19 protein-coding genes and 1 pseudogene are annotated in these 22496 nt (G+C 71.8%); 13 read left to right on the forward strand and 7 right to left on the reverse strand.

Annotated elements, in window-relative coordinates; translation table 11 throughout:
* Window positions 1-46: 46 nt before the first annotated feature.
* Window positions 47-1645, forward strand: a complete 1599-nt coding sequence (locus LZ495_RS07145) for a protein kinase domain-containing protein (RefSeq protein ID WP_235051147.1) — start codon at window positions 47-49, stop codon at window positions 1643-1645.
* Between the two features lie 299 nt (window positions 1646-1944).
* Window positions 1945-3171: a PASTA domain-containing protein gene (locus LZ495_RS44715; protein WP_235051148.1), complete on the forward strand. Its 1227-nt coding sequence runs from the start codon at window positions 1945-1947 to the stop codon at window positions 3169-3171.
* 506 nt (window positions 3172-3677) lie between these two features.
* On the opposite strand, the gene LZ495_RS07155 is transcribed toward LZ495_RS44715, so the two are convergent.
* Window positions 3678-4580, reverse strand: coding sequence for an alpha/beta fold hydrolase (locus LZ495_RS07155; RefSeq protein ID WP_235051149.1), 903 nt, complete (start codon window positions 4578-4580; stop codon window positions 3678-3680).
* Window positions 4581-4676: 96 nt separating this feature from the next.
* On the opposite strand from LZ495_RS07155, the gene LZ495_RS07160 reads away from it, so the two are divergent.
* Window positions 4677-5228, forward strand: a complete 552-nt coding sequence (locus tag LZ495_RS07160; RefSeq protein WP_235051150.1) for a helix-turn-helix domain-containing protein — start codon at window positions 4677-4679, stop codon at window positions 5226-5228.
* A gap of 15 nt (window positions 5229-5243) precedes the next feature.
* Here LZ495_RS07160 and LZ495_RS07165 read toward each other — a convergent pair.
* The 4 genes and pseudogenes from LZ495_RS07165 to LZ495_RS07180 all read right to left on the reverse strand — a co-directional run.
* Window positions 5244-5363 (reverse strand): annotated as a pseudogene (locus tag LZ495_RS07165) (IS5/IS1182 family transposase); the annotation flags it as partial.
* Window positions 5364-5471: 108 nt separating this feature from the next.
* On the reverse strand, window positions 5472-6245 hold the full coding sequence (locus LZ495_RS07170) for an SDR family oxidoreductase (RefSeq protein WP_235051151.1): 774 nt from the start codon (window positions 6243-6245) through the stop codon (window positions 5472-5474).
* 184 nt (window positions 6246-6429) lie between these two features.
* Window positions 6430-7533 carry an STM4015 family protein gene (locus tag LZ495_RS07175; protein ID WP_235051152.1) on the reverse strand — a complete coding sequence of 368 codons (1104 nt, stop codon included), beginning with the start codon at window positions 7531-7533 and terminating at the stop codon, window positions 6430-6432.
* A gap of 146 nt (window positions 7534-7679) precedes the next feature.
* On the reverse strand, window positions 7680-8495 hold the full coding sequence (locus tag LZ495_RS07180) for an SGNH/GDSL hydrolase family protein (RefSeq protein WP_284701855.1): 816 nt from the start codon (window positions 8493-8495) through the stop codon (window positions 7680-7682).
* Window positions 8496-8742: 247 nt separating this feature from the next.
* Between LZ495_RS07180 and LZ495_RS07185 the strand changes: the two genes are divergently transcribed.
* Genes LZ495_RS07185 through LZ495_RS07195 form a run of 3 tightly spaced genes read left to right on the forward strand, consistent with a single transcriptional unit; the run spans window position 8743 to window position 11452 of the window.
* Entirely contained in the window at window positions 8743-9630 is an 888-nt protein-coding gene (locus LZ495_RS07185; protein WP_235051153.1) for a MurR/RpiR family transcriptional regulator, read from the forward strand.
* Window positions 9631-9632: 2 nt separating this feature from the next.
* Complete coding sequence (locus LZ495_RS07190) at window positions 9633-10460, forward strand: HAD family hydrolase (protein ID WP_235051154.1); 828 nt, start codon at window positions 9633-9635, stop codon at window positions 10458-10460.
* Window positions 10457-11452: a metallophosphoesterase family protein gene (locus tag LZ495_RS07195; protein WP_235051155.1), complete on the forward strand. Its 996-nt coding sequence runs from the start codon at window positions 10457-10459 to the stop codon at window positions 11450-11452. Before LZ495_RS07190 ends, LZ495_RS07195 begins: the two co-directional genes overlap by 4 nt.
* A gap of 198 nt (window positions 11453-11650) precedes the next feature.
* Here the strand turns inward: LZ495_RS07195 and LZ495_RS07200 are convergent, their stop codons facing one another.
* Window positions 11651-11818: a hypothetical protein gene (locus LZ495_RS07200; protein WP_235051156.1), complete on the reverse strand. Its 168-nt coding sequence runs from the start codon at window positions 11816-11818 to the stop codon at window positions 11651-11653.
* Between the two features lie 230 nt (window positions 11819-12048).
* Here LZ495_RS07200 and ligA point away from each other — a divergent pair, with 230 nt between their 5' ends.
* From ligA to LZ495_RS07220, 4 genes are all read left to right on the forward strand, one after another.
* Window positions 12049-14139: an NAD-dependent DNA ligase LigA gene (gene ligA, locus LZ495_RS07205; protein WP_235051157.1), complete on the forward strand. Its 2091-nt coding sequence runs from the start codon at window positions 12049-12051 to the stop codon at window positions 14137-14139.
* On the forward strand, window positions 14136-14303 hold the full coding sequence (locus LZ495_RS07210; RefSeq protein WP_235051158.1) for a hypothetical protein: 168 nt from the start codon (window positions 14136-14138) through the stop codon (window positions 14301-14303). The genes ligA and LZ495_RS07210 overlap by 4 nt, the downstream gene beginning before the upstream one ends.
* 240 nt (window positions 14304-14543) lie before the next feature.
* A complete protein-coding gene (locus LZ495_RS07215; protein WP_235051159.1) occupies window positions 14544-17159 on the forward strand; it encodes a PP2C family protein-serine/threonine phosphatase in 2616 nt (871 codons plus the stop codon).
* 143 nt (window positions 17160-17302) lie between these two features.
* Window positions 17303-18094, forward strand: coding sequence for a dienelactone hydrolase family protein (locus tag LZ495_RS07220; RefSeq protein ID WP_235051160.1), 792 nt, complete (start codon window positions 17303-17305; stop codon window positions 18092-18094).
* Between the two features lie 61 nt (window positions 18095-18155).
* Here the strand turns inward: LZ495_RS07220 and LZ495_RS07225 are convergent, their stop codons facing one another.
* Entirely contained in the window at window positions 18156-18830 is a 675-nt protein-coding gene (locus LZ495_RS07225; protein ID WP_235051161.1) for a hypothetical protein, read from the reverse strand.
* Window positions 18831-19120: 290 nt separating this feature from the next.
* Here LZ495_RS07225 and LZ495_RS07230 point away from each other — a divergent pair, with 290 nt between their 5' ends.
* The 3 genes from LZ495_RS07230 (at window position 19121) to LZ495_RS07240 (ending at window position 22134) form a co-directional block, all read left to right on the forward strand.
* Entirely contained in the window at window positions 19121-20095 is a 975-nt protein-coding gene (locus LZ495_RS07230; protein ID WP_235051162.1) for a zinc-binding dehydrogenase, read from the forward strand.
* A 154-nt stretch (window positions 20096-20249) separates the two neighbouring features.
* A complete protein-coding gene (locus LZ495_RS07235; protein ID WP_235051163.1) occupies window positions 20250-21737 on the forward strand; it encodes a serine/threonine-protein kinase in 1488 nt (495 codons plus the stop codon).
* 4 nt (window positions 21738-21741) lie between these two features.
* Complete coding sequence (locus LZ495_RS07240; protein WP_235051164.1) at window positions 21742-22134, forward strand: DUF6368 family protein; 393 nt, start codon at window positions 21742-21744, stop codon at window positions 22132-22134.
* The last annotated feature ends 362 nt before the right edge of the window (window positions 22135-22496 follow it).

The raw sequence follows: 22496 nt of genomic DNA on the forward strand, positions 1-22496 counted from the left end.
CGCGTCGGCTGCGGTCGGTGGTCGGAACAGCTGGGGGCACTGGAAGATGCGTGTTCTGGCAGGGCGGTACGAGCTCCAGGAGGTCGTCGGCCGCGGCGGCATGGGCGAAGTCTGGAAGGGCGTCGACCGCGAGTTGGGCCGTACCGTGGCGGTGAAGGTGCTGCCCGTCGAGCTCACCCGGCAGGACGAGTTCCGGCAGCGCTTCCGCCGCGAGGCCCGCACGACCGCGGCCCTGTCCCATCACGGCGTGGCCACGCTGCACGACGTGGGCGAGGACGTCGACGGCGCCGACACCGTCCCATTCCTCGTGATGGAGTACATCGACGGCCGGACGCTCGCCGAGACCCTGCACGCCGGCCCGCTGCCCGTCGCCCGCGCGGTCTCCATCGCGCGCGACGTCGCCGACACGTTGGTGCACAGCCACGGGCTGGGACTTATCCACCGCGACATCAAGCCGTCCAACATCATGGTCACCACTGCCGGTACGGTGAAAGTCCTCGACTTCGGCATCGCCAAGGCCCTCGCCGCGACCACGACCCGGCTGACCGCGACCGGCCTGATGGTCGGCACCCCGGCGTACCTGTCACCGGAGCAGATCGACGGGGACGACGTCGACGCGCGCACCGACATCTACTCGCTCGGCTGTCTGCTGTACGAACTGCTCACCGGCCGACCGCCCTTCACCGGCGACTCGCCGTTCGCGGTGATGAACCAGCACCTCACCAAGACCCCTCCCCCGCCGTCGGCACGGCGAGCGGACGTCCCCGACCAAGTCGATGCCCTGACGCTCTTCGCGCTCGCCAAGTCACCCGATCAGCGGTACCCCGACGCCGCGGCCTTCCGCTCCGCGCTCGAATCGGCGCAGCAGGCACTGACCACCCGGATCCCGGCCCCGCCGGACGTCCACGCCCAGCCCACAGCGGTCACGGGACGCCCGCCACGTGAGCAGCTGGGTGCCGCAGCAGCGCCACCGCCGCTGCCCTCCCCTTCCGTCTCCCCCAACCCCGGCCCTGGCCCTAGCTCTGGCTCTGGCTCTGGCCTCGTAGCTCCCCCGACCCCCGATCCGTACGCCGAGGCTACGCCCCTCCCCGGTCCTCGACGGGGCGCAGTCGGTACCGAACCAGCCGGCGCCCCGCCACCCGGCTCCCGCTGGGCAGTTCGTTTCCGCGCCACGGAAGCCGGTGCCGTCGCTGTCGTCGGCTGGGTCACGTTGGTGATCTCCACGGTCTGCGTCGCGTTGCTGCAGCGCCCCTTCCCGGCGTTCGTGGTCCTCGCCGGGCTGGCCACATTGCTCCTGTCCCTGATCGCCTTGTTCTGGTCGGCCCGGTTGAGTGCGTCGATGAGTTGGGCGCTGGTGGTGGCGCTCAACTACGCCGCCACAGGCGCTCCGACCTGGGTACACGCACTGCCGTTCGTCTGCCTTCTCCCCTTCGCCGTCTCAGGATTCGTCCGACGGCGCTGGGAGCCCGCGCTCACCCCGGCGCTGCTGTGGCTCGCGTACGGCGCAGCCTGGTGGGCCCAGACGGACGTCGACCAGTTCACCCGCGAGGTCGTGTTCACCTGCTCGGTTCCTGTGGTCGTCGTCATCGCCGCACTCCGCGGCCTCGCCGACCGAATCACCGGTAAGCACCCGGCATCGGACTGAATGCCCGTACCGACGAAGACCGCGTCCCGCAACGTCATCTCCCATCATCGACCCGTCCACGCATCCGACATCCGACTGATTGACGCGCGTTGACTCGTCGTTGAGTTCGTCTTCCTACGCTGGCCATCCCGGCTGCCGCTGCGGCGCCTGGGGCCACACAGGGGAATCGCGGGGGCGACGTCATGGCACAGGTCTGCCGGTTGTGCGGAACACCCGAAAGCGTCGGCAGCGTCTACTGCGCGGGAGCGCGCTGTGGTGCGGATCTGCGGGGGCTTGCGGTTGCGGGGTACGCGGGCGCCGTGCAGGCCTGGTGCGATCCGGTACGCGTCCAGGTGTCGCCGGGCGAGCAGGTCCGCTTTCGGGTGATGCTGCGGAACGCCGGGCCGCGTCCGAGCCTCTTCACTATCGAGGCCTTGGACGACCCCGACCGGCGCCTCGCGCTCGAAACCGTGCCCGGTGTGCTGGCCCCGAACCAGTCCGCGGCGGTCCAGGTCCGCTACACGGTGCCAGGTGGGGACTCGCTCACGGACGCCCTGTTCCAGGCAGGCGGCCGGGCCGGCATTCCGGGCGCGGACCAAGCCGGGGACATCGCCGGAGCCCTGCCGTCCGCGCCGCTCCTGGTGCCGATCCGGGTGGTCTCGTCCGCCGACCGGCGGATCGCGGCGGGGACGACCTTTGCCGTCGACGTACGCGGCGGGCACGAACGTCCGGAGCTGCGCGACCGCAACGCGGCCCATCACCAAGGCGGCTACTCCGGTGGCGGTACGAGCTCAGGCGCAAGCGCAGGCGCGGCCGGGAAAATCGCCGCCGTAATGCTGCTCGTGGTCGGCATCGTGGCGGCCGCGTGGTTCGGGGTGGCGAGTGCAGGCAGCGGCGGCGGAGGTGCAGGCGGCGGTGATCAGGGCCTGGCCGGTACGCCCGGCGCCTCCGACTCGGCAAGCCCCGGCGCAGGCACGTCGCCCGGCACCGCGTCCCCCCTCCGGACCGGCCCTTCCGGCGCGAGCCAACTCCCAGGCGGCAACGTCACGAAGCCGGGCTCGCCCACCATCTCGGGCGGCGGGACGACCACCCGGCCCGGCGGACCGGCGACCTCCCCCGCCGCCGGGGTGACCACCACCGCGGCGCCGGTGGCCAAGGTGGCGGTCCCCGCCCTGGACCGCAAGACCCTCACCGACGGGCAATCCGCCCTCACCACCGCGCAGTTGAAGGCCACGATCGTGACGGTCACCAACGTCGGCGCGGCAAAGGACGTCATCGTCGGCAGCTCGCCGGGAGCAGGTACGCAGGTCGACCGCGGCTCGGCGGTCGTCATCCGGGTCTCCGACGGCCGGATCAAGGTGCCCGACGTGGTCGGCATGCAGTCCGGCCCGGCACTCACCGAACTGACCAACGCGGGCTTCACCTTGGTCCGCAAGTGCAACATGGTCGGGACGACCGGCGAGGTCATGTCCACCGGCTACCCCGCAGGCACCGACCTCGCGTACGGCACGACCATGGCCGTCACGTACGACGGTCCGTGCACGTAGGCGACGGCCCCTCTGCCCCCGCGTTCGTCAGGCGGAACGTCCGCCGACCACTTCGCCGCAAAGAGTTCCTTCGAGGAACCCTTCGTGCAATGGTCTGCCTGGCCAGGCGAGCCAAGAGTCCGTCCGTCCACCGCGGGTGGTCAATGGCGAGTGCAGGCAGAACCTCCGCAGTCGTGCATGCGGCGATCACGCGGGGTGTTTCAGCGTGTTCCAGAAGGGGCGGACACCAAGTGGGGCAGGACGTGCGGATGAACCTCAGCTCCGGATCTCCGGCTGCACTGCCGGCGGCACCCATCCAGTGGTGCCGAATCTTCAGTAGCTCCGCGATCCACTCACGCCGTCCGCGAAGAAGCACTGATCCGTCTTGAGGAGTTCGTCCAAGAGGTCTCAGGACATGGTGGGCTCGGATCCCAGTGCGCGCGCCAGGTCTTCTCTCCCCGATCCGGCTGTCAGCGGCGTGCGTAGTTGGACGCAGGGTGTGAGGCGGGCAGCAGAGGGTTCTGTCATCAACGCGTCCTTGTGATCAGATCGTTGACGGCCTGGATCACGGCGTCCGCCCGCTCCTCGTGCAGCCACCCGTGCCCGGCGTCGTCGAGGACCCGCTGCTCGCCGCGCGGGGACTCGGCGGCTACCTCGGCGTGCAGGGCGCGCTTGCCCTCGTTGATCTCGCGGAGCAGGTCGGCGGGCCACAGGTGGGCCTGGGTGACGTCGTGTCCCATTGCTGTGAGCACGATCAGCGGTACGTCGGGGGTTGCCGGGGCGTGCCGGAATTCGGCAGCGACCTTGTCGTAGAGGTTCTGGTTCTCGCGCAAGCCGGCCCGCCAAGTGGCGAGGTGGCGCTCGGCCAACGGCGCGCGTACCGGCTCCGGCCAGGCGGCGAAGTGCTGGAGCATCTGGGTGCGGGACTGTTCGAGCTGTTCCGGCGTGGGCTCGGTGGCCTCCTGGCTCTGCATCTGGTCCAGCATCTCGTCGAGCTTGTCCCGTACCTGCCGGCGAGCGCGGGTCGCCATGTCCTCGTGGAACGGGTCGAGGAGGAGCAGGCCGGCTACCTCGTCGGGGAATCGCCGGGCGTAGTGGCGCGCGTAGGCCCCGCCCAGGGAGTGGCCGATCAACAGGTAGGGGCCTGGAATGCCGGCCGTGCGGAGCAGCTCGCGCAGTTCGTCGGTGACTTCGGCTGCAGTGCGGGGTAGCTCGGTGGGGTGGCTCCAGCCATTGCCCCCGCGGTCGTAGAGGACGCTCGCGGTCAGCGCGGCGACGCGGTTGTGGGTGTTCAGGTAGTCCAAGCTCATCATCCCCGCCCCCGCCAGGAATACCGCGGTCGGCCCGCCGCTGCCGGAGCGGTGCATCATCAGGCGGCGACCGCCGGCGATGTCGTGCAGACGTCCCAGGGGAGGTGGCGTGCGCGTCATGGGCAACAACTCCTATGCGATGCCGGTGCGATGGGTCTGCACCCTCGCATTTATTCTCAACTTTGAGAACGATATCACTCGTGAGATCGTAGGTGCATGGACACGGTTGACCTGCTCCTGCACCCCGTACGACTGCGCATCGTGCACACCATGTCCGGCGGCCGGACGCTGACCACCTCGCAGTTGTGCGCGCTGCTTCCTGACATCTCGAAGGCCACCCTCTACCGCCATGTGAGCCTGCTGGCCGACGGCGGCTTGCTCGAGGTCGCGGGCGAGCAGCGGGTGCGCGGCGCCGTCGAGCGCCGCTACCGGCTGCGGCGTGAGCGGGCGGTGATCGACGCCGAGACCGCTGCTTCGCTTCCACCCGAGGGCCACCGACGGGTGTTCGCCGTGGCGATGGCGACCCTGCTGGCCGAGTTCAACGCCTACCTCGACCGGCCCGGTGCTGCCCCCGCCGCCGACCTGGTGGGCTACCGCCAGCACGCGATGTGGGTCAGCCGGGACGAACTGGCCGCAATGATCGACGAGATGCGCGACGTGTTGATGCGTCGGATCGCCAACGAGCCCTCGGCCGAGCGCACCCGCTATCTGATCAGCCCGATTCTGTTCCCCGCCGAGGAATCATCCGCAGCCGGCGGCGAGAATTAGGGCCTGCTTCTTCGGTCACGAGCGGAGCCAGATGAGGAGTGCGGCTGCGGTGACGGTGCCGAGGAAGGCGTATCCGCGCTTGTCACACCGGGTAGCGACGGCTCGGAACTGCTTGAGCTTGTTGATCGCCCGCTCACACCGTTGCTGTACGCCTTGTCAGCACCGACCTGTCCGGCAGCCGCCTCGTCCTGCCCGCGCCGATCCGGGGCACGCGCCCAGTACGCACAGAACACGGACCCCGCTCTAGGAGAACGCCTGCTTCGTCGGCAGGACGACGATCGTCTGCAGGTTGACCTGCGGCGGCAGCGTCGCCGCGAAAGCTATGGTCTCGGCGACGTCCTCGGGCTGCAGTGCCAGCTCGCCGTTGGCGTCGATCCAGCCGCGGATGCCCTCATGCGTGACGTGCGTCTTCAGTTCCGTGTCGACCAGGCCCGGTTCGATCACGGCGACGCGTACGCCGTGCTGGCCGAGTTCGTCGCGCAAGGTGGCGGACATCTTGCTGACGAACGCCTTGGAGCCGTCGTACACGGCGCTGAGCGTGAGGTTGATGTCGGCGCCGACCGAGGAGATGTTGACCAGGTCGGCGCTGCGGCCCGCCTCGGCCGCGGCGATGAGCTGCGGGGTGAAGGCGCCGATGACGTTCATCTGGCCGGTCACGTTGACCGCGATCTCCTGGGCCCAGGCATCGGCGGCCCCGTCGGCGATCGGGCCGGGGAGGTACGTGCCGGCCGCGTTGACGACCAAGTCGGCGCTGCCGAGTTCGGTGGCCACGCGGTCGGCCGCCGCCTGGACGGACGCGCGGTCGGCAATGTCCGCGGTGACGGCGACGGCCTCGCCGCCCGCCTTGCGGATCTCGGCGACGAGGTCGTCGAGCCGGTCCGCGCGGCGGGCGAGCAGGGCGACGCGGGCGCCGAGTTCGGCCAGCCGGCGGGCGGTCGCCGCGCCGATGCCGGCCGAGGCTCCGGTGACGACGGCGACGCGGTCGGCGAGCGGGGCGCCTTGGAGGACTGAAGACATGGTGGAAGCCCATTCGTTCGTGGAACTGCTGGTGGTTCTGGACGAGGCCGGCCGACCTGTCCTGATCGAACTGGGCGTTCCCCGGTTTCATTCCGCCCGGGCGATGCGGATTCGACGGCTCTCGGCGGACGCGCTGACCTGGCAATACGCCTGCAACATCGCCGACATGACGCGCCGCGCAGGCCTACTCCGAGACCTCGACGTACCGCCCGTCGCCCGCACCGTCGGCGATCAGCCACTCGTACAGGTCCATCGCGTCGGACAGGTCGATGTCGACGCCTGCCGAGGCGATTTGCGCGTCGAGGCGGGTGCGCATCGCGTCGCTGATGAAGTGGTGGCGCAGCGAAAGCTTGCGCAGGTGGGTGAGCGGCTGTCCGGCCAGAAGGGCCTCCGCGCCCGCGTCGCCCAGGCTGCCCATCGACAAGTCGAGGGATTCGAGCTGGGCGACGACGGGGGCACCCGCGACAGCTGCGGCGACCTCGTCCTGCATCTCGCTGTTCATCAGCCCGAGGTGGCGCAGCCGCGGCAGGTTGCGGGCGGCGAGCAGGTCGGTCAGGTCGTCCACGGTCGTCTCTCCGCCGTAGAACGAGACGCCCAGCCACAGGTCGAGATGTTCCAGCGCCGGGAAGTCGCAAGCGGCGACGACTGCGGGTACGTGCGCGGGCAGGCCTCCGGTCTCCAGCGTCAGGCGGCGCAGCCGCGCATGCCGCACGGGCCGCAGTACGCCGGTACCGTCGCCGCCGACCTGCGCCCCGCCCCGCGGCCGCACCGGCTGCCCGAACCGGTACGTCAGTTCCTCAAGCTGCGGAAACGCCTCCAGTACCGGAGTGACGTCGCCGCGCGGGATCCACGAGATCTCGTGTTCCTCACTGGCGATCGCGCCCACGAACAGGCTGCGCAGCGCCGGGAACCGGTCGGCGTGCGCGCACAGCACGCGGATGGCGTGGTCGGGCGGTTCCTCGCTCAGCAGTCCGGTCGCCCAGTAGCCGAGCAGGAGAACACGTACGCGGGTGGTGTCGACCGCTTCCACGAACCCGGCGAACAGATCGGCGAATGGCAGGTCGCGGGCGTACGTGACAGACAGGGCCCACGCGACCTCGGCAGCGTCCGGAGCCGCGGCGCCGACTTCCGCCCACGTGCTTTGCTGCCCGCCGCCGAGTTCCCAGATGTTGCGTTCCTGCGGCGTCATGCGCGCCGGGTCGTGCGGGCGGGCCAGCCAATGGACAGGGAGTCCGGCCCACGTGTCGCCGTACTGCCAGATAGCCATCGCCGCCCCCGCATCGCTCATCTCGCGTCGCCGAACCGTAAGGGCACCGTAGCGGCGCGGGCCGACACGACACGTGACAGCAGTGCGCCCCGGGGGGCCTGTCCCGGGGCGCACTGCTGTCTGACGCGCTGGACGAAATGACCTACTTCGACCGCTCGTTCAGCGGATCACGCGAGGCCGTTGAACACCGGCAGGTAGCCCTTCGACTGGCCGCTGGCGTTCGGGTGGTACGACTCTTCGATGGGCCAGGTGGTGCTGTGCAGCCACGCCGAGCCGGAGCAGATCTCGTGGCCGGTGAAGATCGGGCGGACGTCGCCGAAGGTGAAGCCGGCGTCGGCGGCGCGCTTGGCGATCACGGTGTCGAGGGTGTCGGCGGCACCGTTGAGGGCCTTGCGCTTGGTGTCGCCGATGCCGAACAGGCAGCCGCCGCCGATCTTGTAGAGCCGCGAGTAGCCCAGCACGACCACGTGGGCGGACGGGGCGCGGGCGCGGATGGCGGCGTACACCTGGTCGAGCAGCCCGGGCAGCTGGTTCTCGGCGAAGGTGCGGGCCTGGGCGACGGCGTTGAGGCAGGTGCTCTCGGACTGCAGGACGCAGGTGGTCATGATGCCCGCGAAGCCCGCGTCGTTGCCGCCGATCGTGATAGACACGAGCTCGGTGCTCGAATTGACCGCGCTGATCTGGTTGTTGAGCACATCACCGGTCTTGGCGCCGGAGCAGGCCACGAACGCGAACGAGGACGGGGCGTTCGCCGCGGCCCACAGGGCCGGGTACGACTTGCTGCTGCGCTTGCAGTTTCCGCTGGCGCTGTCGTAGCTGCCGGCTCCCAGCCCGGCGGAGTAGGAGTCGCCGAGGGCCACGTACCGGCCGGTGGCGGCGTGTGCGCTCGGGGCGACGAACAGGACGCCGAGCGCGGCGAGAAGGAATGCGAGGACGGCGGACCATAAGGCTGGCACTGCACGTGCGGCACGTACTGCGCGCATGTCGACCTCCGCGATTGGTGACGGACGTCACATATTTAGCAGCGGGCCGAGATCCATTGAAGGAGCCGAATGGCTTTAGTTACCGGCGGGTTCGCAGAAGTGCACTTTCGGCCGCAGTTGTGTGCACGTGCACATCTCGGGACCGGGTCGGCGACGCGGCGTGGCCGGAGGCAGGCGGGGTCCTGAAGGTCCGTCAGGGACCGTGCAGGCCTTGCAATGGAGCGATGTTCCAGATATTCATTCCGCCATGGAGCAATATTCCAAGCCTTCGGCCGAGGCCGGCTTCGACCACGACTCGCCGCCGGTCCTCGAACTGGCCCGCAGCCACGCGTCCGCGCTGTCGCGGGCCGAGCAGCGGGTCGCGGACGCGGTGGCCGCGGCGCCCGCCGAGGTGGTGCGCATGTCGGTCGGCGATCTCGCGCGGGTGTCGGACACCTCGATCGGGACCGTCACGCGGTTCTGCCAGCGGCTCGGACTGCGCGGGTTCCAGGACCTCAAGCTCGCGCTCGCCCGGGAGTCGGCACCGGTCCACCGGCGCCTCGCCGAGGACGTCGAGCCCGGCGACAGCCCGGCCCAGGTCGCCGCGAAGGTGCTGGCGTCCTCGGCGCGGGCCCTCGACGACGCCGTGCGGCTGGTCGACGGCGACGCGGTCGCGCAGGTCGTGGACGCGCTGCTCGGGTCCCGGCGGATCGTGTTCGCCGCGGTGGGCACGTCAGCGCCGCTGGCCGCCGATGCCGCGTACCGCATGGCGACGATGGGGCTGGACGCAGTCTTCGCCGCCGACCCGCACGTGCAGCACGTGACCGCGCGCACGCTGCGGGCGGGCGACCTGTGCTTCGCCATCAGCCACACCGGCGCGACGCGCGAGACCGTCGCCGTCCTGCGCACCGCCCGCGCGACCGGGGCCGGCACCATCGCCCTGACCAGCTTCGCCGGTTCGCCTGCCGCGGCCGCCGCGGATCTGGTCCTGGTCGCCGGAAGCCGCGAGACGGCCTACCGCGTGGAGGCGATGAGCAGCCGGCTGGTCCACCTCGCGCTGCTCGACGCCGTCCATGTCTCGCTCGCGCTGCGCCACCCGCCGGCCCGGGACGCCCTCGCGGCAGCCGAGGAACTCCTCGCGGAACACCGGTACTGATCATGAACCCGAACCCCCGCCCCGTCCCGCACGATCCCGAAGGCGCAGCCGAACGAAGCCGCGCCCCGGGCCGGGCCACGCCGGACCAGGCCGCCCTCGACCAGGCCGCCCCGGACCAAGCCGCCCTCGACCAGGCCACTCTGCGCCCGACCGCCTCATGTCCGGCTGCCCCGAACCGGGCCGATCTCGGCAGCACCCTCGTGCTGTTCGACTGGAACGGCACCATCGCCGACGACGTCGAGCGTGCCGTGCGCGCCACCAACGCGGTCCTGACCGCCCGCGGCCTGCCGGAGCTCACCGCCGAGGCGTTCCGGGCCCGCTGGAAGCTGCCGATGCGCGCCTTCCTGACCGGCCTGGACGTCGCCGACCCCGCAGCCGGCGAGCAGCACTGGAACCGCGCGATGGCGTCCGAACCCGCCCCGGTACGCGGCAACGCCGCCGCGACCCTGGACACTCTGCGCTCCCGCGGCGCACTCCTGGGCGTCATCTCCGCAGCCGGCAGCGACGCAGTCGGCGCCGACCTGCGGCGCACGGGACTGGCCGACCGCTTCGACATCGTCCTTGCCGGATGCGCGGCCAAGACCGCCGCGCTGAGCGGGCACCGGCACCTGCGCGACCGCGCCGTCTACGTCGGCGACACCGAGTACGACATCCACTGCGCCCGCGCCGCCCGCTACCACGCCGTCGGCATCACCGGCGGCTACCGCGAACCGGGTGACCTGCGCAGCTCCCGCCCCGATGCCCTGATCGACCGTCTCGACGAACTCGTCCCGCTCCTGGCGGTCTTGCCCCGCGGCTTGGCCGCCGCACCGGAAGGAACACGAGCATGAACCCGCACCTCGCTCTCGGCGACCCGGCCGACGGCGGCGTTACCGATGCCGGCGGCCACGACGGCCACGACAGCCACGACAGCCACGACAGCCACGACGGCGCAAACGTCCGCGGCCCGTGGACGCACCTGCGCATCGCCGACGACCCGGACCGCTTCTCCTTCGCGCTCATCTCCGACCGCACCGGCATAGCCCGGCCCGGCGTCTTCGAACGCGGCATCGCGGCACTGAACCTGCTGCGGCCGGCCTTCGCCATCCAACTCGGCGACCTCATCGAGGGCTACGCCGACGACGACGAGGTCGCCGCCGGATGGGACGAGGTCGACCGCATCCTCGCCCCGCTCGACGCACCGCTGTTCCTCGTGCCCGGCAACCACGACGTCTTCGACGCCGCGAGCCGCGACCGCTGGCTGTCCCGCCACGGCCGGCTGCACCACCATTTCCGCTACAAGGACGTCCTGTTCCTCGTCCTCGACTGCCAGGACCCGCCGCCCGAACTGTCGCCGCGAGCCCGCGAAGCCCTCGCGAACCTGCCCGGGTACGCGGCGCGCGACCCCGAGGCCGTCCGCCGCATGGTCGAGACCTCGATCGACTGGGAGGGCACCCAGACGATGGCTGCCCTCTCCGAGGAGCAGATCGCCTGGGCGGAAGGCGTGATCGCCGAGAATGCCGATGTGCGGTGGACGTTCGTGCTCATGCACATGCCGTTGTGGCAGGGCGAGGGGCATCCGGCCGTGCACCGGATCCGCACGGCGCTGGGCGGCCGCCCGCACACGATGTTCGCCGGACACGTGCACAACTACAAAGCCGTGGACATCGACGGCAACACCCACATCCGCCTCGGCCCCACCGGCGGCCTGTGGGTCAAACCGCACGACGACACCGGCAACTTCGACCACATCACATGGATCACGATGGAAGCCGACGGCCCGCACATCGCCAACGTGACCCTCGAGGGACTCCGCGACGCGCAGGGCCGGCCCCTGGCCTGACCGCCTGCCGCTCCCCCGCCGGCCTGTTGCCGCGCCTGGGTACGTGGCGCCTTGCCGCACGTGCCCGGCAGCAGGCCGGTGGGCGCGGTCCCGGTCCGCTCATACCGTGCCCCTCCGGGATCCGCCGGGCGCTCCCGGGTCCGCGGGAGCGCCCGGGGCCCATCCGGGGCCCAGAGCCGCCGAAGCCGTCGAAGCCGCCTAGAAGATCCCGTCCTGGACGAACCCGCTGTCCGCGTCCGGGTTTTCGACCGCCCCCGGCAGCGTCTCCTGGTACGCGGCGGCCCCCGCCGCCGGGACGCGCGCCATGCTGCCGCGGCACAGCACCAGCGACCGCGGCGCGACCTTGTGGTCGTGCACGCTGACCATGCCGAGCGCTGTCGTGGGGACGCCGGCACACACTCGCCCGCACACCGGGCACTGGACACGTGGATGGCTCACGGGCCCAAGTCGACCACATTGCACCGACGCTGCGCCGTCTGCCGTATCGCCGCCGCCGTCGGCGCCGCAGCGACCCTGTCCCGACGGCACGACCGCAGCGCACGAATGCCACCGCCCGGGTGTTCACGTTTGTCGGTGGCGCGCGCCAGGATGCGGGCATGGAAACCGCATCCGCCGATGTCCCGGCCGACCGCGCTGCGTACCTCGCCGCCGTCGAACAGGTCCGCGCCGCCGCTGCCGCCTACTACGGCGACGGGACCTCCGCGCTGGACGACGACACCTTCGACCGGCTCATGCGCGGTCTCGCCGCGTACGAGGACGCCCACCCCGGCGACGCCGTCGCCGACTCGCCGACCGGGCTGGTCGCGGCAGGTGCGGCGGGCGGCGGGGACGTCACCCACTCGGTGCCCATGCTGAGCCTGGACAACGTGTTCGACCAGGACGGACTCGAACGCTGGGGTGCGGGCCTCGCCCGGCGGCTGGGCCGCGAGCCGCAGGGCTACCACGTCGGCCCGAAGATCGACGGCCTCGCGGTGGCCGCGTACTACACCGGCGGCAAGCTCACCCGGCTGGTCACGCGCGGGAACGGCATCACCGGCGAGGACGTCTCGCACGCCATCGGGACGGTCGACGGCCTGCCCGAGTCGCTGCGCGAGCCGCTGAGCATCGAGGTGCGCGGCGAGATCGTGCTCACCAACGAGCAGTTCGAGGAAGCCAACCGCATCCGGGCCGAGTACGGCGAGCCGGTATTCTCCAACCCGCGCAACGCCGCGGCGGGCACGCTGCGCGCCACCGGCCGGGCGTACACGATCCCGCTGTCCTGCTACGCCTACACGCTGCTGCCCGGCCCCGACGCGCCGGACGACGACGCGAACAGCCGCGACCTGGCCGGGCGTACGCACTCGTCGCTCATGGACCGCCTCGGCTCGCTCGGCGTGCGCACGGTCGCGGACACGCCGGTGGGCGCCCGCACGGTCGCCGACCTGGCCGCGGCACGCGACTACATCGCGGAGGTCGCCGCCGGGCGCGAGGCGCTGCCGCTGGGCATCGACGGGATCGTCGTCAAGGCCGACCACCCGGAGGACCAGGCGGCCGCCGGGGCCGGGTCGCGGGCGCCGCGCTGGGCGGTCGCGTACAAGTTCCCGGCCGTGGAGAAGACCACCCGCATCGTGGCCGTCACCTGGGCCACCGGGCGTACCGGGTTCCTGGCGCCGCGGGCGCAGTTGGAGCCGGTGGACATCGCAGGCGTGACGGTCGCGTTCGCGACGCTGCACAGCCCCGGCATGATCACGAAGCTTGACCTGCACATCGGCGACACGGTCACGGTCCGACGCGCGGGCGACGTGATCCCGTACGTCGTCGGCCCGGTGACCGCGCTGCGCACCGGCGCCGAGACGCCGATCGCGCTGCCGGAGCAATGCCCGGGCTGCGGCGGCGAGATCGACAGCAGCCAGGAGCGCTGGCGGTGCGTGCGCGGTCGGGCGTGCGACCTCACTCGTTCGGTGGAGTACGCGGTGGGCCGCGACCAGCTCGACATCGAGGGCCTCGGCCCGAAGATCGTCGTACGCCTGGTCGCGGACGGCGCGGTCGCCGACGTCGCGGACCTGTTCACCCTGACGCGCGAGCAGTTGGTCGCCGCCACCGGGAGCGAGAAGAACGCCGACAAGATCCTGGTGCACATCGAGGCGGCGAAGGAGCGCCCGCTGAACCGGGTGTTCTGCGCGCTGGGCGTGCGCGGCACGGGGCGGAGCATGTCGCGGCGGATCGCGCGGCACTTCGGCACGATGGCCGCGATCCAGGCGGCGGACATCGTCGCACTTCAGGAGGTCGAGGGCGTCGGCCCGGAGAAGGCCGCCATGCTGCTGGCCGAACTGGCCGAGCTGGCCCCGGTCATCGTGAAGCTCGCCGCGGCCGGAGTGGACCGTCCCGAGCCGCAGCCGGTCACCACAGCCCCGGTCGGTGCGGACGCGGACGCCGGGGAGGACGCGGCCGAGGCTCTCCCGCTGGCGGGTATGACGGTCGTCGCGACCGGCAGCATGACCGGCCCGCTGGCCGAGCTGTCCCGCAACGGGGTGAACGAGCTGATCGAACGCGCGGGCGGACGGGCCGGCTCCAGCGTGTCCAAGTCCACGAGCCTGCTGGTCGCCGGGGCGGGCGCGGGGTCGAAGAAGACCAAGGCCGAGTCGCTCGGCGTGCGGGTGGTCGAGCCGGAGGAGTTCGCGGAGATGGTCGCCGCGTACCTGGCATGACCGCGTCCGGAGGCACGGGCGCGGCCGGCTCGCAGTGGGCGGACATCGTCGACCGGCACCTGCGCGGTCTGCTCGCCGCGGAGGGCAGCGGTCCGGCCGACGGTCCCGGGGGCTCGTCGGTCTTCGAGGTCACCATGCCGGACGAAGCGCCCTGGGTGCGCTGATCAGGGGGCCGGAGGCCCGCACGCCCGAAGCCCTTGCCGTCGGCCAGGCGCCCGACCAAGGGGGCTTCGGGCCTCCGGCATGCCTATATCACGCCATACGTCAAATTATGACTAAAGGGACATATCTGTTCTTCTTGATATCGAGACTTCAAGCTCTGTAGATCCCCGTGCAGAGGGTGCGGATCCGGTTGCTTGGGTCGCTTCATCCGATTCCGAGGGCGGGCTGAGGAGGACGCACCGATGACGCACGCAGCTGCGGCAGGGGCCGACCCCACGGCAGGAGCAGGCGCCGGGGCAGAGGAAGAGCTCGGGTCCGCCACCCGATCCGAGGCCGATGCGGCCGCGACGGCTGCCGAGACTGCGGCCGTAGCCCAGGCCGAGGCCCTGACCGCAGCCGCCGCCGTCGCTCCCGGCAGCGTCCCCGAGACCTCCGAAACCTCCGAGACCTCCGGGGCCCCCGAGACCTCCAAAACCTCCGATTCGACCGGCGCGACACCCACGACTGGCATGGCCGGTACGGCCACCGCCCCCACCCCGCGGCGCATCGCGGACTTCCGGCGTGTCCCGAGGACGGTCTACCTCCTCCTTGCCGTGGTCTCCTCGGTCTACGTCATCAGTCCCGTGCTGCGCTCCGCCGCGCTGCCGTCGATCCGCGCCGACCTCGACCTCTCCGCGGGCGACGTGGCCGCCACCGAGGTCATCGTCGCGACCGTCGGCGTCCTGGCCCTGTACGTGGCGGGCCGCGCCGGCGACACCCTGGGCCGGGCCCGCATCATGCGATGGTCGCTCGCGCTGCTGGCCACCGGATACGTCGGACTGGCCGTGTCGCAGGCGCCCGGCTGGTATTTCGCGTCCCGGGTCCTCGCCAGCGCAGCCGCGGCCGCGGTGTTCATCACGTGCCTGGCCTCGGTGTCCGCTCTCAATCTGCCCGGCCGGATGAGCCGCGTCGTCGCGGGCTGGCTCGCGCTGGTCTCGACGCTGTACTTCCTGGCCGTACACCTGGCCCGGCCCGTCCTGTCCGCGCTCGGCTGGCGTACGACGGCGCTGCTCGTCGCGGCCATGGCCGCGGCCGCGATCCTCGCCACGAGCCGCATGACGCCCGAGCCGACCTCGTCCCGCGACGGACGGTGGCTGGACTCGGCGCTCGCCGTGTGCGCGACCGCCGCCGCGGCGATGGCCGCCGGACTGTACCTCGTCCCCCTCCGCGGCTGGGCCGACCCCTGGGTGCTCAGCCTGTTGGCTGCCGCTGTCGCCACTGCCGTCTTCGGCACCGTACGCGCCCACCCCGGAACGCCGTGGACCGGTCGGCCCTCGTCCGATGAGGCCCCCGCCCCGGCTGCGGCATCGGGCGGCCTGCCGCTTCGGGCGTCCGTCGCCGCCGGGGTGTCCGGCCTGGTGCTCGGGTTCGCGCAGTTCCTGATCCCCGCGGTGGTCACGCCGCTCACCATGCGCTCGGGCGCGTCCCTCGCCGGTTCGGCGCTGGCCGTGTCGGCGTTCAGCGTCGGCGGGGTCACCGCCTGCCTGCTGGTCCGGCGCCGGGCGGTCGCGCCGCGGACCGGCTGCTCGGTCGGCTTCATGCTGGCCGCGGTCGGCCTCGTCCTGCTGCATTCGATCCCGGGCGACGACTGGGGCGCGGTCGGCATGTGCGCCGCGGCCGCCGCGGTCGCCGGGTTCGGTCTCATGGTCGCGCTGGTGCCGCAGATGGCGGTATTCCTGGCCGCAGTTCCGCGGGCGCGCCTCGGCGCCGCCGCCGCACTGCACCCCACCTCGATCCTCCTCGGCGCGGCCACCGCGCAGGCGCTCGGCGCGGACGCCCTGATCTGGACGGGCATCGCCGTCTCCGCTGTCGCCGCGGCCGTCGCGGGCCGGCCGGCCGTCGTCCTGACCGCGGCCACCGTCGCGGGCCTGCAGTACCTTCTCGTCCTCGGCATCGCCGGAACGCGCGACGCGGCACGGCCGGTCACCGCGATCGCCGTCCTGGGCACCGGGGTGCTCGCCGGAGCCGTGATGCTGAGCCGGCTCCAGCAGAGCGAACGCCTGGCCCGTACCGAGGAAAGCGTCGGGGCACTCCAGCAGGCCGTCCTGCACGGCATCCCGCGCGCGCTGGGCCGCCTGAACCTCGCGGGGCTCTACCAGCCCGCGACCGACGGAACGGGCGTGGGCGGGGACTTCCTCGAAGCCGTGCACACCCCGTTCGGCACGCGCGTGCTCATCGGCGACGTCCGCGGCAAGGGCCTGCAGGCCGTGCAGACCGTCGCGGACCTGCTGGGCAGCTTCCGCAGCCAGGCGCACGACGTCGCCGACCTCGGCGAACTCGCGGTCCGGCTGGACCGGCAGATGGCCCGCGACGCCGCCGACCGCGGCGACGAGGAACTCTTCGCCACCGCGCTGCTCCTGCAGCACGCAGGGACCGGCGACCTCGTGCACGTCGTCAACTGCGGGCACCTGGCGCCGCTTGCGGTCTCCGAGGAGGGCGTCTGCGAAATCGCCGTACCGTCGCTGCTCCCGCTCGGCTTCGGCTCCCTCGGCCTGGCGTCCCCCGGCGACGGCCCCGGCGGACGGCGGCGTACCGGACGGCCGCGCCCGGTACCGGTCCCGCTCGCCGACGGCGCCACCCTCATCCTGCACACCGACGGCCTCAACGAAGCACGCAACGCCTCGGGCGAGTTCTACCCGGTCGCCGAGCGCCTGGCCGCGGCCGCGACCACCAGCCCCGACGACTTGCTGCGGCACCTCGAACGCGACGTCCGCGACTGGACCCACCACCTCGCCGACGACATCGCGGTCATCGCCCTGACCCGCCCGGGCTCCCCGGGAAGCGGCTTGGCCGCAGCGGGCGCGGCGGCGCGGTGCTAGATTGCCGGAGGCCGTGCGACAGAACGAGGAGGTGGTACCCGTGAACGCAGTATCGACATGGGTGCTCCCCTCCGGGGTCACGGTCGGACGCTAGCCAGGTCGTCCGGGAGCGCCGTACACGAGCCCTCCCGAAAGGCACGACCATGGAATTCACTTCCGCACACCGCCTCGACGACGGCGTCCTCGAACGCGAGTTCACCCTCGGCGAGATCCCCGGCACCCTGTGGACGCCGCAGACGCCCGGGTCCTCCCCCGCCCCGCTCATCCTGATGGCCCACAACAACGGCCTTCCCAAGAGCGACGCCCGGCTCAAGGGCCGGGCCCGGTACTGCGCCGCGGCCGGCTACGCGGTGGCCTCCATCGACGCGGCCGGGTGCGGCGACCGCCCGCGCTCCGCCGCCGATGACCGGGCCCGCGCCGAGATGCGCCGGGCCGTGCAGGCCGGCGAGCCGGTCGACGACATCTTCGAGTCGGTCGTCGGCCCCCTGGTCGCCAAGGCCGCGCCCGACTGGCTGACCACCCTCGACGCCCTCCTCGCCCTCCCCGAACTCGGCGAACCCGGCGGACCGGGTGGACCCGCCGAACTCGGCGTCCCGGTCGGCTACTCGGGGTGGACCGCACTGGGCATCCGGCTCGCCGCAACCGAACCCCGCATCAAGGCCGCGGGCCTTTTCGCGGGCGGCTTCGTGCCCCGCGCCCAGCGCGACGAGGCCCGGCAGGTCACCATCCCGCTGCTGCTCCTCCTGCAATGGGACGACGAGGGGAACCCTCGGGACCGGGCGTTGGACCTGTTCGACGCCTTCGGCAGCGAGGAGAAGACCCTGCACGCCAACCTGGGCGGCCACACCGGCACCCCGTGGTTCGAGGCAGAAGACGGAACGCGCTTCTTCGACCGGCATTTGAAGCCCGCCGGGGCGGCTGATTCCACAATCTGAGGCCAGACCCGGCACACTCCCCTGCGGGCGGCCGCCGCCGTCCGGCTTCCGGCTTACAACGTCATCGGACGCCGGACGGCGGCTTCTCGGCGGCGGTCGCGCGGAATCGGGCTGCGCCGTCCAGGTCCAGGTACTTGGTGCTCACCGGATCCGGCGGCGTGGCGGCCAGCAGCGTCGCGAGAGCGCTGCCCGGTTGCCCCTCGCTGGCGGCCAGGGCGCCGGTGATCGGGGGCTTGCCGCCCGCCTGTTCACCGTTCCCGATCCTGCCGTCGTCATAGGCGAGCATCAGAAACGCCACCCAGTCGTCCGCTGCGTTGCCGCGTTCGTGCGGCCGGTACATCGCGACGGTGTACGTGTGGCCCGGCTCCAAGCGCGGCGAGCCCGAGGAGACGAACGGCCTGCGCTTGTTGTCGTGCATCAGCCAACCGGACGCCGTGGAGGTGATCGAGGTCGGAGCGGTCATCCCGCTCCGGCTCCACAGGGTCTCGTCCACGCGCAATGTGACTTCGCGGAGGATCATGCCCTCGCCGCGCCGCAGTTCCTCGGTCGAGGGCGGGATCTCGCGTTCGGCAGTGACCGTCACCACCAGGACGTGGTCGCCGTAGCTCACCAGGTCTTCCGCGGTCCTGACCGGGAGGATCGGCGTGCCGGAGAGCACGGAGTAGCCGGAATCCTCGCTCGGGCCGCTGCTCGTACGCACGCATGCCGTGGCCACGAGCAGAACGGCGACCACCAACGCCGCCGCTCCCGTTGCGCGCCTCGCCCGCATGCCCATTCCCATGTGGCCCCCGATCCTCGATGCGTCGCTTTCACGTCGCAGCACCATGCGCCGCATACCGCTATGCGCCTGTTCGACGCAACCACTCCGTCGGGGGTTCCGGGGTATTCCCTGCGGGGCGCAATTTGGCGTTTGTCACATCCGAACCGGGACTGTCCTGCTTCTCGGCCTTGTTGTGAGCGGAATATGCAAGGCCGCGGCGGGCAGCCGTGTTGCGGCTGTCGCGCCATCGCGGTGGAGGGGACGTCATGCGTGCAGTTGTGGTGACCAGGTTCGGTGGTCCCGAGGTCATGGCCTTGGACGACGTACCGGTCCCCTTGGCCGGGGCCGGCGAAGTCCTGGTCGAGGTCGCGGTCGCCGGGGTGACGTTCGTCGAGACGCAGATCCGGGCGGGCACGGACCCGTATCACGAGCGTCCGGAACTCCCCTTCATCCCGGGCGGCATGGTCGCCGGACGCGTCCGCGCGGTGGGCAGCGGCGTCGACGCGGCGTGGCTCGGGCAGCGGGTGCTGGCGGGCACCGGGACCACCGGCGGCTTCGCGGAGCGTGCCGTGGCCGCGGTCGAGGCCCTCATCCCCGTACCCGATGGTCTGGAACTCACGGACGCCGTCGCCCTGCACACCGACGGCAGCACGGCCGTGGGCCTGGCCGAGGGTGCGCGTATCAAGCCCGGCGACTGGGTGCTCGTGGAGGCCGCGGCCGGCGGTCTCGGCAGCGTCCTCGTCCAACTTGCCGTCGCCGCCGGGGCTCACGTCATCGGCGCCGCCCGCGGCACCCGCAAGCTCGATGCCGTCCGCGACCTCGGGGCGGCCGTCGCCGTCGACTACTCGGAGCCGGGGTGGACCGATCGGGTACGCGAGGCCACCGGCGGGGCGGGCCCGGACGTGGTGTTCGACGGCGTGGGCGGCGCGATCGGCCGCGCGGCCTTCGAAGTGACGGCACGCGGCGGACGCTTCTCGGTCCACGGTGCCTCATCCGGGGAGGCGACGGTCGTGGACCCAGAGGAGGCCGCCCTGCGCGGGGTGGAGGTCCTGCCGATCCAACAGCTCTTCGGCTTCGGTCCGAACATGCCGCGCTGGGCCGGGGAGGTCCTGGCCGCGGCCGCGGCCGGGCGCGTCCGTCCCATGATCGGCCAGACGTACCCGCTCGAACGGGCCGCCGAAGCCCACGCCGCCATCGAAACCCGGCAAGCGCTCGGCAAGACGCTGATCACGGTCTCCTGACGAAAGCCCTGAACCTGCCCTGATCCCGCTGAACTCCGGGGCCGCCGCCGCCCCGACGTGATTCCGCGTATTGTCCGTGCCGACCCGGGTACGCCGCTCATGACGCCGGCGCACCCCGGGCAGGAACACAGGCGTTCGACACGGGGGTCCACGCGTGGTTCAGGACGACGTCCTCGGCGGCCGCTACCGCCTGGTCCGGCTGCTCGGCGAAGGCGGGATGGGGCAGGTCTGGAAGGCCCGCGACGAATCCCTGGACCGCGCGGTCGCGGTCAAGGTGATCGCGCTGCTCGCCGGACGCGGCAGCCACGGCAGCGAGGCGCGGGCCCGGTTCCAGCGCGAAGCGCGCCTGACCGCCCGGCTGCAGCACCCCGGCATCGTGACCATCCACGACATCGGCGAGACGGGCACCGGCGACGACCGGACCCCGTTCCTGGTCATGGAACTTGTCCGCGGCACCGGCCTGGACGCCCTGCTGCTCGGCGGACCCGTCGGGGTGCGGGACGCCGCCGAGTGGGGCGCGCAGATCAGCGCGGCGTTGTCCGAGGCGCACACGGCGGGCATCCTGCACCGCGACATCAAGCCGTCCAATGTGCTGGTGACGCCGTCCGGACACGTCAAAGTCCTCGACTTCGGCATCGCGCGCGCCGCGGACCCGTACGCCACCGCGGGCCGCCTCACCCAGACCGGCTTCATCGTGGGCACGCCGCCGTACATGGCGCCGGAGCAGGCCCGCGGTTTCCCGGAGCCGCGCAGCGACCTGTACGCGCTCGGCTGCCTGCTGTTCGAACTGACTACCGGACGCCTGCCGTTCGAAGCCCCGGACACCGTCGGCTACCTCACCGCACACCTGACCGAACCGCCGCCCGCACCCGGGACGGTGGCCCAGGGGATTCCCGCCGCGTGGGACGCCCTCGTCCTCGGACTCCTGGCCAAAGACCCCGAACAGCGACCGGCCAGTGCGGACGATGTCACCCGAATGCTCCGCGACTTCGCACGTACGCTCGACGCGACGGCGTCAGCGCCGACCGAACCCAGGAATCCGGCGCCGCCCGGCGGCGCGGCGGCTCAGGGACCCACCCGGGCGGACCGCGGCCCCGGCACCGCGCGTCCACGTACCGCCGCAGAACCCCGGCGTGCAGCACCAGCGCCCCGACAGCCCCTGCGGTCGACACCGCCGCAGCTTCCCGAGACGCTGCCGCCCAGGCCTCCGCGCGCTGTCGTCGCAGCGGTGCTGCTGGCCGCTCTGTGCCTGCCCGGTCAAGTCACCATGGTGGCCAAGTGCCTCGACTTCATCACCAGGACTGGCGCACCCGTCGCCATGCTCGTCGTCAACATCGCAGTCGCTGCGGGGGCGGGGTACGCCCTGGCCACCGGTGCATGGCGGCTGTGGCGGGGCGACCCGGCCGGGCGGCGACGGATCACCGCGGGCGGCACCGGCGCGGCACTGCTGGGCACCAGCGTGTTCGCGCAAGTCCCGCTCACCGGTGGCGAATTGTCGATGGACATCGCCGAAGCGGAGTTCATCTTCATCGTGTGCCCACTCACAGCCGTTGCCGCAATCGCCGCCATCATCGCAACCCGCCAGGCCTCAACCGCCCGCTGGTGCGCTCTGGTTGCGGACGAGGCCTCTGTCCCCGGGTGAGAGCTTGCGTTCTGGATCCGAGGGGATCGAGCTGGCCGGAGCCGTTGCCGATGCCGAGCTCGACCGGTTGCGGCTGTTCCTGCGCGGTGTGTCAGACCGGTTCGAGGAGGAACGTCGTGGGTCCTTCGACCTCGGCGTGGTTCCGGAGCGGCTGGGGGTCCTCGACAGTGACCGTGACGGGCTCCGCCCGTTCGCAGTGGTCGTGTCCGGTCCGGCGTTCGGCGACGAGGACGTCTTCGAAGCCCAGCACGCGGACATGGATCTCCGTCCGTTCATCGGATTCGCCCCGACGCACGATGTCGGCGTGATCGCGAAGGATTGGTCCCGCCATGCGATCGAGACTAGCCAGACAGCCTGTCGCGAGAACACGGGATATCTCCGCCCCCGCCGGCCCTGACATGCTCCGTCAGGGCTCCTCGAAACACGTGCCAGAACCTGAGTGCTCCCGCCTACAGCCATGCACTCCCGCAGTCGACGCGGCGATCCCCGTCCACAACAGCTGCGGCTGACCCGTCGACGTACGCCGACTGCGACACGGCAGGGCGAGGCCGGAGTTCCGGCCTCGCCCTGCCGCGGCCCCTCCGTCCGGTCTGCCAGAATCGCTGCAGCCAGACGGCCTGATGCTCCGCACCGTCCTCGAAGCGGACCACGAATCAGCCTGTCCTCGGCGAGAAGCTGCGGCTCATGTGATGCTCCCCCTTGCCCGTCGGAATCCCGACTTCCGGCGCACCCGGTGCGGTACGGGACTCCCGCCGCACA

Origin of the sequence: Yinghuangia soli (genome assembly GCF_021502675.1) — a bacterium.
GTDB classification, from domain to species: Bacteria; Actinomycetota; Actinomycetes; order Streptomycetales; family Streptomycetaceae; genus Yinghuangia; species Yinghuangia soli.

Bases quoted from the DNA above. Each gene is read 5' to 3' on its own strand.
- LZ495_RS07145 (WP_235051147.1), top strand. From the start codon at position 47: ATGCGTGTTCTGGCAGGGCGGTACGAGCTCCAGGAGGTCGTCGGCCGC.
- LZ495_RS07155 (WP_235051149.1), bottom strand. From the start codon at position 4,580: ATGACGCGCACGCCACCTCCCCTGGGACGTCTGCACGACATCGCCGGC.
- LZ495_RS07160 (WP_235051150.1), top strand. From the start codon at position 4,677: ATGGACACGGTTGACCTGCTCCTGCACCCCGTACGACTGCGCATCGTG.
- LZ495_RS07170 (WP_235051151.1), bottom strand. From the start codon at position 6,245: ATGTCTTCAGTCCTCCAAGGCGCCCCGCTCGCCGACCGCGTCGCCGTC.
- LZ495_RS07175 (WP_235051152.1), bottom strand. From the start codon at position 7,533: ATGAGCGATGCGGGGGCGGCGATGGCTATCTGGCAGTACGGCGACACG.
- LZ495_RS07180 (WP_284701855.1), bottom strand. From the start codon at position 8,495: ATGCGCGCAGTACGTGCCGCACGTGCAGTGCCAGCCTTATGGTCCGCC.
- LZ495_RS07185 (WP_235051153.1), top strand. From the start codon at position 8,743: ATGGAGCAATATTCCAAGCCTTCGGCCGAGGCCGGCTTCGACCACGAC.
- LZ495_RS07190 (WP_235051154.1), top strand. From the start codon at position 9,633: ATGAACCCGAACCCCCGCCCCGTCCCGCACGATCCCGAAGGCGCAGCC.
- LZ495_RS07195 (WP_235051155.1), top strand. From the start codon at position 10,457: ATGAACCCGCACCTCGCTCTCGGCGACCCGGCCGACGGCGGCGTTACC.
- LZ495_RS07200 (WP_235051156.1), bottom strand. From the start codon at position 11,818: ATGGTCAGCGTGCACGACCACAAGGTCGCGCCGCGGTCGCTGGTGCTG.
- ligA (WP_235051157.1), top strand. From the start codon at position 12,049: ATGGAAACCGCATCCGCCGATGTCCCGGCCGACCGCGCTGCGTACCTC.
- LZ495_RS07210 (WP_235051158.1), top strand. From the start codon at position 14,136: ATGACCGCGTCCGGAGGCACGGGCGCGGCCGGCTCGCAGTGGGCGGAC.
- LZ495_RS07215 (WP_235051159.1), top strand. From the start codon at position 14,544: ATGACGCACGCAGCTGCGGCAGGGGCCGACCCCACGGCAGGAGCAGGC.
- LZ495_RS07220 (WP_235051160.1), top strand. From the start codon at position 17,303: ATGGAATTCACTTCCGCACACCGCCTCGACGACGGCGTCCTCGAACGC.
- LZ495_RS07230 (WP_235051162.1), top strand. From the start codon at position 19,121: ATGCGTGCAGTTGTGGTGACCAGGTTCGGTGGTCCCGAGGTCATGGCC.